Here is a 12,632-nt window from a genome sequence, read left to right on the forward strand (position 1 = left end):
AACTTTGTTGCTATTCACTATAAATTTCAAATAAAGTCCTGGTAAATTGCCGTAAAAACTCCGGTGACCAGGAAAGAAAAGAGCTGCTCATTCTTTTTCGATAGTAAAACCTTTGAATACAGGGAAAAAATCCGGCACCTGGGATTTCTCTGAAAGCAGCACTATATTTGGAAAAAGCCCAAATAAAAAACACCTGCAGTCAGGTCTCGCTGACAGCAGGTATTTTTTTTGAACCTTCTATTCAATTGTTATCCTTTCAGCTTTTCTTCCAGGATTTTTTTATTATGAAGGATGCCTGGATCTTCAGGCCGGAATTCCCTCGCAATCTCATTATGTTCATAGGCTTTTTCGAAATCGATCAGATAATAATAGCATTTACAGAGATTCTGGTGAGGCACCCAGGTTGAATAGGCTTTAAATGTAAATCCCCAATTCTCCTCCGGCTGTTGGTAGTCGATTGCAGCCTTGTACCAGAAGACGGCTGCCCGATAGTTCCCTTCATCCATTAAGATACTCCCGAGCCTGCAGCATACTTCCGGACGGGGAACATCGAATTCAAATGATTTGTATAAAGCATTCCTTTGCTTCTCCAGCTCGCCTGTTTTTCCATAGCAATCGGCAAGGCGGCTGCATGCAGCAATTTTGTCTTCCCTCCAGCCGTCTTCCATTTCCAAAAAAGCGGTATAATTTTCGATTGCTTTTTCATAGAATTGGTTCTCATTCAGCTCGTTTGCATAGTAGTAGTAGTAGTCCCTGGCGGAGAATTCATCACCGTTCTCCAGCCGTTTTTCATAGATGGCCAGATTCCTTCCGGTAGAATGATGGACTCGCTTATGGGATACACAAATATCACTATCGAGGATATTCCCATCCACCTGCAGATACACATGGCAGTCCCCTGCCCATTGAAAATTCCTGGACCGTTTCACCAGTCTATTTCTCCTGAAACTCAATGTCACATTGCCATATTCATCGAAACCGTAATTATAGATCATGGAAACGGAATCTATCGAAGGATCCAAATTCCGTTTTAACTCCAGCAGTTTCTTCTGATCTTCTTCAAAAAGCACATCATCCGCGTCCAGCCACAAAATATAGTCCATTGTCGCATGTTTAAAAGACTGATTCCTGGCCGGCGCAAAGTTATCAACCCATTCAAAATCAAATACTTTATCCGTGAATTCACGGGCAATCTCTTTCGAACGGTCGGTGGATCCAGTATCAACAATGATGATTTCATCCGCTATCTCTTTTGCAGAATCCAGGCAATTCCATAATGTTGCTTCCTCGTTCTTCACAATCAAGCATAAACTGATAGTAATCAATTCAACACCCCTCTTTACTAATCAAGTAAACAGCGCACAGTTCAAAAATGGCAGTTTCCATTTAATATATGTTTGTACGCATCATTAGTGTATTGAAGCCGGCAAAATGGATATTTACCCTGCGATAACTCCGCGAGGCAAAATGATAAAAGCAACCATCCCTTTGCTGGAGAGGAATCATACTCTATAACAAGGACGCCCTGCTCATCAAACTACAAGAGAAAGAGAGGATAACAGATTTGAGAATCGTTCAAGTTTCCACCGATACGCTGCCAGTCCCTCCGCCAAGATACGGGGGCATCCAGCGGTTGGTTCATACCCTTACGGAAGAACTCATCAATAGAGGCCATGAAGTGTTCCTATTCGCTCCCCAAGGAAGCATATCTGCCGGCACAGTCATCCCCTATCAGCACACCGGGCCGAATCCGGAAGCGATCCAGGACTTTGTTAAACAACACCTGCCGGATAACATTGATATCATCCATGACCATACTCACTTTTCCTTGATCGATAAATTGAATTTGCCCGTACCGACCATCAGCAATATCAACATCAACATCAATAACAGCACATTCCCTAAATATCCGGTGTACATCAGCCGTAATGCCCTGCAGGAGGTTGGCGGAAATAAAGGGTTCTTCATCTATCCCGGGCTCACCCTCTCCCAATACCAATATTCCGAGGTGAAAGAAGACTATCTATTATTTCTCGCGGAAGTCAATTATCAAAAGGGGATCATGCATGCCATTGATATTGCCCGGCAGCTCAATATGAAGCTGATCATAGCAGGTCCTGTTTATGACAAAGAATTCTTCGCCAAAAACGTGGAGCCGGCAATCAATGAATCCCCGGCTGTCTCCTATATCGGGGAGGTAGGCGGAAATCAGAAACAGGAACTATTGAAGCATGCCAAGTGCCTCCTGGTCCCTATCCTTTTCAGGGAGCCATTCGGAATCGTCATGATCGAGTCTCTGGCATGCGGGACCCCTGTGATGGCTTACAATAATGGCTCTGTAAGCGAGGTGTTGGGCGGATTTCCCGAGCTGATCTGCAATGACAAGGACGAAATGATTGCAAAGATACAAAATGCACAGTTTCCTGACCCCAAAGACATGAGACGATACATCGCCCAAAACTTCTCTACCGAGTTAATGGTCGACCGCTACATCGAACTCTATGAAAGGATACTGAATCAGCAGCTGCCGCCTGTCCATGACCCCGAATCCATAATCAGGAGCTTCGAACAAAACACAAAGGACGGAAAGACCCCTTCTCTGGAAAGCCGATTTGATTATGCTACCGCTTTAAGAAATCTCAACCGCCTGGACCGTTCCATCGCCGCTTTTGAATCCTGTACAAAAGAACAGGGAAATCTGCAGATACGGGCACTCTATGAGTTGGCATCCCTCTATCAAAATCAAGGCCGATTGGATGAAGCCAAAGATGCATGCTTCCGCTCCTTCCACAGCGGGCTTCCCAGGGCAGAGTTCTGCTGCAGGCTCGGATATTGTTTTAAACAGGAAAAGAAAACACCAGAAGCGCTGTTTTGGTTCAAACTGGCTGCTCAGCTGCAAAAGCCTCAGAAGCCGGAAGAGATATATGATGACAATTGCTGGACCTGGATTCCCCACTTGGAACTCTGCGTCTGCTACTTCAATTCAGGCCGCTTTAAAGAAGCCGCTTATCATAATGAGATAGCCGGAAAATACAAACCAAATGACAGGAGGATCCTCTTTAATAAAGAGCTGCTGGAAAAGTACCAGTAACTAGATCGATCAAGGTATTTGTATCAGCATATCTATAATTTCCCGCAACCAAAAGCAGCAAGAGAAGACCGGGGGTCTTCTCTTGCTGCTTTTCTTTTTCCAGTTTCCTTTGTTTAAGGAGTGGCTCCTGTTGCTCCTTGTGGACCTGTCGCACCCTGTGGACCTGTTGCTCCTTGTGGCCCTGTCGCACCTTGGGCTCCTGTTGCTCCTTGAGGGCCTGTCGCACCTTGAGCTCCTGTTGCTCCTTGAGGGCCTGTCGCACCTTGGGCTCCTGTTGCTCCTTGGGCTCCTGTCGCACCCTGTGGACCTGTCGCACCTTGGGCTCCTGTTGCTCCTTGAGCTCCCGTCGCACCTTGCGGACCTGTCGCACCCTGGGCTCCTGTTGCTCCTTGAGGGCCTGTCGCACCTTGAGCTCCTGTTGCTCCTTGAGGGCCTGTCGCACCTTGGGCTCCTGTTGCTCCTTGGGCTCCTGTTGCTCCCTGTGGACCTGTCGCACCTTGGGCTCCTGTTGCTCCTTGAGCTCCCGTCGCACCTTGCGGACCTGTCGCACCCTGGGCTCCTGTTGCTCCTTGAGCTCCTGTAGCTCCTTGGGCTCCTGTCGCGCCCTGGGCTCCTGTTGCTCCTTGAGCTCCTGTCGCACCTTGTGGACCTGTCGCACCCTGGGCTCCTGTTGCTCCTTGAGCTCCTGTTGCTCCTTGGGCTCCTGTCGCACCCTGGGCTCCTGTTGCTCCCTGGGCTCCTGTCGCACCTTGCGGACCTGTCGCACCCTGGGCTCCTGTTGCTCCTTGAGCTCCTGTCGCGCCCTGGGCTCCTGTCGCGCCTTGCGGACCTGTCGCACCCTGGGCTCCTGTTGCTCCTTGAGCTCCCGTCGCACCTTGAGGGCCTGTTGCTCCTTGTGGACCCTGTGCACCTTCTTCTGCACCTAGAAGTTCTTCAGATACGAGACGATGTGCCGGTACCAATGCTCCTGTACCTGTCATTCCCCAAACAGAGATCTGAGTACTCTCTTCTGCCAAACCATCTGTAGTAAAAACAAATTCATACCCGTCAAAGTTGGCAAAGTAAGTCCGGGTTACTACCTGGTTAGGTGCAAGATTCACTAGTTCCAGGACATATAACGTCCGTGTTCCATTCAAATAATACCCTTGGATCAACACGGTAGAAGAATTCACAGAATCCCGGTTATCCAGCTTCACAGTCACCTGCACGCTGGGGCGGGCACCACCTACAGGATTATTTGCTATCGGTCCTGTTGACAATATTGCCATTGGAAATTTACCTCCTTTTTTATGTTTTTCGGCAAAACACCGTTTGCCGATATGCTGAATATAAGATTCGCAAGTCTATGGCTGCTATGGTAATTACTAGAATTTAGACTATGAAATTTTTAAAAATTCGTATATACAAACTGTCAAAACTTATACTCTCTACATCATACTCTTACGATTATTAGTTGATTGTGAGATTGTCCATTATAAAAATATTTTTTTATCCCGCTCCAAGGTTTTCTTCTGCAACCAGCCGCTGTGCTGTGACAAATTGTCCTGCAGCATTTCTTCCCCAAAGGGAAATCTGTGTTTCGTCAGCTCCTGCCCCCATCGTTTCAAAAACAAATTCATATCCATTCAAATTAGCAAAATAGTTACGTGTCGCAACCTGATTCGGAGCCAGGTTCACCAGTTCCAACACATAAAGTGTCCTGGTCCCATTCAGAAAATATCCCTGGATCAATACGGATGAAGCATCAGTACTGCTTGTATTGATGAGTTTGATTAGCAGCTGTTGAGTCGGCCTTACTCCATTTACAGGGTTATTCTCGATCGGACCGCTTGATAGCACTGCCATTTTATTATTCCCCCCTATCTTCAGTGGATTTCTATGAAACTCCTACATAAAGGCGAATGAAATACCGCCTGCAAGAAGGACAAGTTCCTCCTCGTACCTACATCTTATTCTTCATCTTCCTTTTCGCTTGAGTAGTGGCCTATGAAATCAATTTTTTATTAAGAGTATTTGCGTGAATAATAGAGTATGTGGATATATCTGATGAAATAGGGGAAGACGGCCCTTATTGCTTCCGGGGAGGATATATACCTTTTCTTCCAATAGGGATGTAAGTCAAACCAAGTTCTTTCATTGATTCCTGAGGAAGGCAGTTACGGCCGTCAAAAATAATCGGCTCTTTCATTAAAATCGGGTACCCGGCAATTGGAAAACGGATGATATCTTCCCACTCTGTCACGATAAAAGCTGCTTCCGAATCCAAGAGGGCCTCCTCAATGCTGCTGCAGTATACGACTGAATTTCCGAGAACAGCCTTTGCCTTTTCAATAGCAGCGGGATCATAGGCATATACCTTTGCGTTTTCTTTGGCTAATGATTTAGCCAGCTTGATCGCCTGAGATTCTCTAATATCATCCGTTTCCGGTTTGAAAGATAATCCCAATAGAGTGACTTTTCTATTCTCCAGCGGACCGATCAGCGATCTTGCTTTCTCCAGCAGGATTCCTGACTGCCCCTCATTGACTTCGGCGGCTGCCTCCAATACCTTGAACTTGTAATCTACTTTATCAGCCATATGCTTCAACGCATTGATGTCTTTTGGGAAACAGGATCCCCCATATCCTATGCCGGCATTAAGGAACTGTCTGCCGATCCTTTTGTCCATGCCCATGCCTGCAGCCACCTCTTCCACATCGGCCCCCAAGCGTTCGCAGATATTCGCAATTTCATTGATAAAGCTGATTTTTGCAGCCAAGAAGGCATTCGAAGCATATTTAATCATTTCCGAGCTTCTGATATCGGTCCTTATCACTGGCGGAGAAAAGTCTTGATATAATTTTTCAATCAGGTCGCCAGCTTCCTTTGAAGAAGAGCCTATGATAATCCTGTCTCCATGAAAGGTATCATGAATGGCTGATCCCTCTCTTAAAAATTCCGGACACGAAACCACAGGGATTTTCAATGATGGCGATTTATTTTCTTCTATCCAAAAGGCAATATTTTCATTGGTGCCGACCGGGACGGTACTCTTTGTTACCACTACACAATCCTGATCGATATGCCTGGCCATCATGGATACAGCTTCTTTGATAAAAGAGAGGTCAGCCGCTCCATTTTCCTGTTCCGGTGTTCCCACTGAAATAATGATGACATCCCTGCCTCTGTAAGCTTTTTCCGGATCTGCCGTAAATTGAATGCTGCCATCCTTGCTGTTTTTAACAAGCAATTCCTTTAAACCCGGCTCATAGATAGAAGGGTTTCCCGCACGAAGAGCATCTATTTTTTCTTCATTGGTGTCATAACAAATGATGTCATGGCCTTTTTCAGCCAGGCATACACCTGTGACCAGACCGACATATCCAGTGCCTGTAACAGTTACTTTCAATGAAATTCCCCCCTGTTCTTAAGTTGATTGAATGATAGATTTCAAGTAATCGAGCAATTCATCCCGGATTTCCGGCCGTTTCATCGCAAAGTCAATAGTAGCTTTGATGAAGCCCAATTTGTCCCCTACATCAAAGCGGTTCCCCGAAAACTCATAAGCCAGGACTCTTTGGGCCGCTGCGAGCTCCTTGAGTGCATCCGTGAGCTGCACTTCCCCCCCTGATCCCGGCCCCTGATTTTTCAGAATCGTAAATATTTCCGGTTCCAGAATGTAGCGCCCCATGATGGCGACATTTGAAGGGGCCATTTCTGCTGCCGGCTTCTCTATCAGGTCTTTCACTGTGTAAACATTTTCCTCTATCCTCGCTGACAGTTGAACAATTCCGTATTTGTTGACATCTTCCGGCTTGACCTTCTGGACACCGACTATCGAACTTTGAAACGTATCATAAACTTCCATAAGCTGTTTCAAGCAGGGCTCTTTTTCATTTTGAACGATGTCATCCCCAAGCATGACTGCGAAAGGCTCGGTGCCGATAAAACTTCTGGCGCAATAGATGGCGTCCCCCAGCCCGTTCGGCTCTTTCTGGCGGATATAATGAATATTCGCCAGATCCGAAATTTTTTGGACTTCGTTCAAGATAGCCGCCTTTCCTTTTTTCGCGAGATTCTCCTCCAGTTCATAAGCTTTATCGAAATGGTCTTCGATTGCCCGTTTTCCCCTTCCCGTAATGATCAATATATCTTCGATTCCGGAAGAAACGGCTTCTTCTACAATGTATTGGATCGCCGGCTTATCCACTATCGGGAGCATTTCCTTCGGCTGTGCCTTTGTGGCCGGGAGGAATCGGGTACCTAACCCTGCTGCGGGTATTATCGCTTTCCTTATCTTCATGATTTTTCTCCTTCCTGCAGTATGGACTGACCCTTTTGACAGGCATACTGCCGGCTCTGCCGTGATAATACTTTGTTCATCACCGCAGATATACTATTTTATGATTCTGGTACAAGGTTTGTGGTAGGGAGAAGGCACAAATCATCGGGGTTTTTATCATTTATCAGGCGCTGTGCTGATCTTCTAGTCTGGTTCGGGATTAATGAGTGTGGGGGATTGGCGGCGGGAGAAGATTTTGGGAATTGCGCTATATCTTGGGTTGGCGGACGGGGATTTGGGCTGTTACTCTGGAGATTGCATCAATTTTTGAGGTGAACGCCGAGGATTTGTCTATTACTCTGAGGAATGCACCAATTTTTGAGGTGGCCACCGAGGATTTGGTCTATTACTCTGGGGAATGCACCAATTCCCAGGCTGACGGCTGGGATTTTGGTCTACTCTTTCAGGGATTGCACCGTTTTCTGAGACCGCGGACGGGAATTTGGTCAATTTCTTCAGGGATTGCCCCGTTTTTTGAAGTGACGGCTTGGATTTTGGTCTACTCTTTCAGGAATTGCACCTTTTTTCGAGTCGGTGGCCGAGGATTTGGTCCATTCCTCCGGGGAGTGCCCCAATTTTTGAGGTGGCCACCGAGGATTTGGTCTATTACTCTGGGGAATGCACCAATTCCCGGGCTGAAGGCTTGGACTTAGGCCTATTCCTTCAGGGAGTGCACCGTTTTCTGAGACCGCGGCCGAGGATTTGGTCCATTACTCCAGGAATTGCACCGTTTTTTGAAGCAACAGACGAGGATTCGGTCTATTCCTTCAGAGGGAATGCACCGGATTGACTGCGTGAACTACGCCTCTTACCTATTCCAGCAAACACAAAAAGGGAGGACACTTTCCGTGCCCTCCCTTGCTATGAATTTATTACTCAGCGAGCTTCAACCATTTCTCCATGACCTCTTCCAGCTCTTTCCCGAGATCCAGCTTCCGCCGGTATACGTCGTAGAGTTCATCGTGCTCCAATTGGCTGGCGGCCAGGATGATGTCCAATTTCCTTATTTCATTTTCAAGATCATCAACCTTTTCCTGGGCATCTGCCAGTTCCTTTTCCCTGTTTACTTCAGGAACCTGCTGGTCCGGCTTCGTTTTTTTAGCAGCCGCCGTTTCCGCTTTGCTCCTCTTCTTCTCTTGTATCCTCCGGTATTCATCATAATTTCCCATGTAACTTTTAAAAGAATGATTCTCGACGGCGATCACCCGCTCCCCCATTTTATTGATGAAGTACCTGTCATGGGAGATGAAGAAGATCGTCCCTTTGAATTCGTCCAGTGCTTCCTCGAGAGTTTCAATGGAATCGATATCAAGGTGGTTCGTCGGCTCATCGAGGATGAGCAGATTGATATCCTCGAACAATAGCATTGCCAGCTTAAGTCTGATCCTCTCTCCTCCTGATAAAAATTTCACTTTCTTGAAGACAGATTTTTTGTAGAACATGAATTTGGCCAAGTATTCCCGCGCTTTCCCTTCCAGAATGGAGATACCCTCGCGAAAGCATTCCAGTACAGTCAGCTCTTCATCGGCAAAATCGATTTTCTGCGGAAGATAGGCTGCCTTCACATTGGCTCCGAGCTCGACAGTTCCACTATCAGGCTGTTCTTCCCCCATCAGCATTTTTAAGAAAGACGTCTTTCCGCTTCCATTCGGTCCAAGAAGTGCGGCTCTTTCTCCATAGTGGATCATGAGGTCTGCATCGTCGAAAATCATTTTATCACCATAACGTTTTGAAAGTCCTGACGCCTTTATGGTTTCTTTTCCCGAGCGTTCGGCCGCCTTGAAATCCAGCCGCATATTTCTTCTTTCGAAGACCGGCTTATCGATCCGTTCCACTTTATCCAGCTTCTTCTGGATGCTGGCTGCTCTTTTAAAGAATTTATTGTTGTCGGCTCTCATCGCCCAGTCACGGAGATTGGCGACCTGTTTTTCCTTATTCTTGATGTCTTTTTGCTGTTCCCTGAAGTGCTCGTATTGAATCCGCATATTTTCTTCTTTCTGGGCAGCAAATGAGGAATAATTCCCTTTGTATGTCCTGGATTCCATATCTTCAATTTCTACGATTTTACTGACAACATGATCCAGAAAATAGCGGTCATGGGACACAATCAGGACGATGCCTTTATAGCTTTTCAGATAACTTTCCAGCCACTCGATCGACTCCATGTCGAGGTGGTTCGTCGGCTCATCCAAAAGCAGGATATCAGGGGCATTCATGAGCAGCTTCCCGAGCATGACGGTCGTTTTTTCACCGCCGCTCAACTCATCAAAGTCCTTTTCAAGAAAACGATCCTCGAACTTCAAGCCGGTGCAGACCCTGCTCATCTTTTCCTCCTGCTCGTAGCCGCCCCTTGTCTCAAACAGCTGGACCAGGCCGCTGTATCGGTTCAGGGCTTTATCAAGGGAATCCCCTTTCAGCAGCTTCAATTTTTCCTCTGCTGCTCGCATTTCTCTCTCTATTTCTTTCACTTCTTTAAATGCAAGGTTCAATATATCAAGTACCTTCATGCCTTTCGGGAACTGCGGTGTCTGTTCAAGGAAAGCCACGGCGGCATCCTTTGGCAGATTCACAAATCCTTCATCATAGCCATAGCTTGATGTCTGCGGATAGCCGGGATAGTAATCCATAGGTATGATGCCGGCTATGAGTTTTAACACCGTGCTTTTTCCGCTTCCGTTCACTCCGACGATTCCGACTTTTTCCCCTGTCATAACCTCGAAAGAGATATTTTCCAACACTTGAGTCGCTTCCATATATTTCTTCACGCCTGTTAATGATAGTTCCAACATTTATATTCCTTCTTTCATCCATAATGGTCGTTACGCATTTTATGGACAGCTTCAAGAAGTACTCATTACTATTTTGATAAAATAAAAAGGCTGTTTTCGCATATATTGTTACTTTTGGAAAAATCCCAGATGCCGGATTTTTCCCCTGTATTCAAAGGTTTTCTCTCGAAAAGAACGAGCAGCTCTTTTCTTTCCTGCTTACCGGGGTGTTTACGGCGGTTTACCAGGAGATTATTTGAAATGTATAGTGAAAAGCAACAAAGTTTACGAAAGGAGCCAATAAAAAAGACCGCAAGAAGGATGGATTCCTCTTACGGTCCTGGATACTCTTTTTGATAATTTTGCCGGCATTCCAAATAAGCTTAGGGATATGCCTTGGGATGCCTGCCCGTGGACAGGGCTTCCTGTAAAATTATGATAGCAGAGTCAAGTAAGTAAGGTACCTTCTTAATTGCTTGATTCCATAAAGAGCATAACAAATAAACCTATATATACAAGGTAAAATCAGCTCTGTACGAATCGATATTAATTTCAATGAAATTAATGGTCAGCAATTAGTTGGTTCCATATGCTTACTTTCCCCCTTCGTCATTTTCTGTATTATCTCAATTTTTCATCATCTTGTAAATGGATTTATTGGCACTTTTTTCTTTTTTGATGATGAACTTGATTTGATTTCACTCAAACGGTCCATTGTCCGCTTACCAGAGCGACTGCCTTCCATTCTCCTGCATTGTTCTTCTGAAAAACGATATAGAGGCTGGACCAGTCGATGTTTGAATTTTCTTCCGTTCCGTTTTTGTAGAATTCGACTATATGGGAATCCGGGAAGTAGTCCTTGATGTTCATTTTTACATTGCCCCGCTGTTTAATGTCATCCACGATCACTTTATCCACCTGGGAAAAATCCTGATAACGCTGGAAATATTCAGGCGGAGTGGATTTCATGGGCTTTCCGCTTCCGTCTTGATATCCCCATAGATAGGCTTTTTCGTTCTCCAAGAGGCTGCTTACCTCTTGTTTTTCAAAAACTTTATCCTTTTCACTAATATTGACAAACGGAGATATGAGAAGCCCCTTTTCTGAATGGACATAATCTGCCAGAGCATTCATATCTTCCTTCAGGATGTTGTTCAGGACTTCATTTGCCTTCTCCTTCAGGTGAGCTGAGTCTTCCTGCTCATTCCCGAACAGGGAAGTAACCTCTTCTGTCTCCGGGTCGACCTTATACCAGCCGTAGGTGGCGGTATGGGATTCTTCTTCTTTGCCTGCCTGTTCGTAAACATGGATGCCAAATTGGTCCTGTTCCATGTGGTCATACTCGACAATCATATTTTTATCGATATCGTCCCCAAGGTGCTGCCTGACGATCTGTTCGGCTCCGCTTTTTGTCAACCGGCCGGATTTGACGCTTGATACATCAGCTACCTGCCAGTGGCCACTCATGTATTCCAATTCAAAGGTGTACTCCCTGTTCCCTCTAAGCTGGCTGCTTTTACTCTGAATAACATGATAAGTGCCATCACTTTGTTCATTCACCTTGTACTCATTTTCAGGATTCAGCCAAACAGGCGGTTCTGTGGCAACCATCTTCAGATTGCCGTTCTCTGTTTTGAAGAAGTCTTCAAGATAGCCCTGTGCAAGCTCTTCTGACATAATGGTTCGATAATGGGATAAGAGCTCTTCCTTAGAAGGATGATTCTCGACCGTTCCCTCCGAATTCGTTTCCACCATAAACGTTTTCTCGTATTCCTGCAGCACCTCGGCTGCTTGTTCCTTCGTTAATGTCCGGCCGGATTCAGTACCATTATGTTCATTGGTTTCCTCTTCTTGATCCTGCTCCTGTGTGTTTTGCTCTTCTTCGGTTGTCTGCTCATCCTTTCTGTTCTCTTCTTCTTCATTTGTCTGGCCGGTACCGTTATCATCTTCGCCAGTAAGATCTTCAGCGCGTGTTCCTTCATCGTTAGCCTGGTTTTCATCTTGGCCAGAAGGTTCTTCCGAGATGCCACCACCCTCCTGTTGGCTGCCATTTGTATCGTCCTGCCCGGTTTCGGTTTGCGGATTCGTTGCTGTCTCTTCTGCCGAGCATCCTGTCATAAGAACGGCAGCAAGGAAGGAAAATAAGAGTGTCTTCCTTGTTGTGTTGAAATCCATCTTACACTCTCCTTTCTGCTGTATTATTATTCCTTTTCACGAAAGAAAGGGGCTTTAAACGAATCCAGCATGAGAAGTAACGGTTCTGACGGAAGCGTATGCCTGTTTTTATAGTGATTGATTTTGTTTTTAAAAAATTGACTTCATTTTGGTTTCTGCTTTCAAAAAAGAATTCTGTGCCAAAGCTTTTCTCTTGAATGAAAGAACCCTTGTTTTATAGAAATTCAAGGTACAGGTTTAAAGGAATTCCCTTGAGGATCACTTGAAGAAAAGATAA

At 45.7% G+C, this 12,632-nt stretch carries 8 protein-coding genes; 1 reads left to right on the plus strand and 7 read right to left on the minus strand.

Annotated features, from left to right (window positions below; translation table 11 throughout):
* Nucleotides 1-248 precede the first annotated feature (248 nt).
* On the minus strand, nt 249-1,325 hold the full coding sequence (locus tag D3H55_RS22280) for a glycosyltransferase (RefSeq protein ID WP_119549520.1): 1,077 nt from the start codon (nt 1,323-1,325) through the stop codon (nt 249-251).
* A gap of 239 nt (nt 1,326-1,564) precedes the next feature.
* Between D3H55_RS22280 and D3H55_RS22285 the strand changes: the two genes are divergently transcribed.
* Entirely contained in the window at nt 1,565-3,091 is a 1,527-nt protein-coding gene (locus tag D3H55_RS22285; protein WP_119549521.1) for a glycosyltransferase, read from the plus strand.
* A 113-nt stretch (nt 3,092-3,204) separates the two neighbouring features.
* On the opposite strand, the gene D3H55_RS22290 is transcribed toward D3H55_RS22285, so the two are convergent.
* From D3H55_RS22290 to D3H55_RS22320, 6 genes are all read right to left on the minus strand, one after another.
* Nucleotides 3,205-4,359: a hypothetical protein gene (locus D3H55_RS22290; protein ID WP_136035786.1), complete on the minus strand. Its 1,155-nt coding sequence runs from the start codon at nt 4,357-4,359 to the stop codon at nt 3,205-3,207.
* Nucleotides 4,360-4,579: 220 nt separating this feature from the next.
* On the minus strand, nt 4,580-4,936 hold the full coding sequence (locus D3H55_RS22295; protein WP_119549522.1) for a hypothetical protein: 357 nt from the start codon (nt 4,934-4,936) through the stop codon (nt 4,580-4,582).
* Between the two features lie 223 nt (nt 4,937-5,159).
* Complete coding sequence (locus tag D3H55_RS22300) at nt 5,160-6,479, minus strand: UDP-glucose dehydrogenase family protein (protein ID WP_119549523.1); 1,320 nt, start codon at nt 6,477-6,479, stop codon at nt 5,160-5,162.
* A gap of 18 nt (nt 6,480-6,497) precedes the next feature.
* Nucleotides 6,498-7,373 carry a UTP--glucose-1-phosphate uridylyltransferase GalU gene (galU, locus tag D3H55_RS22305; RefSeq protein WP_119549524.1) on the minus strand — a complete coding sequence of 292 codons (876 nt, stop codon included), beginning with the start codon at nt 7,371-7,373 and terminating at the stop codon, nt 6,498-6,500.
* Between the two features lie 911 nt (nt 7,374-8,284).
* Nucleotides 8,285-10,201 (minus strand): ribosomal protection-like ABC-F family protein, encoded by a 1,917-nt coding sequence (abc-f, locus tag D3H55_RS22315; protein ID WP_119549526.1) that lies wholly within the window; start codon nt 10,199-10,201, stop codon nt 8,285-8,287.
* A 681-nt stretch (nt 10,202-10,882) separates the two neighbouring features.
* The gene (locus D3H55_RS22320; protein WP_119549527.1) at nt 10,883-12,355 is read right to left on the minus strand and encodes a hypothetical protein; all 1,473 of its coding nucleotides are present in this window, start codon (nt 12,353-12,355) and stop codon (nt 10,883-10,885) included.
* Nucleotides 12,356-12,632 lie beyond the last annotated feature (277 nt).

The organism is Bacillus salacetis (assembly GCF_003581585.1).
Lineage (GTDB): Bacteria > Bacillota > Bacilli > Bacillales > Bacillaceae_B > Rossellomorea > Rossellomorea salacetis.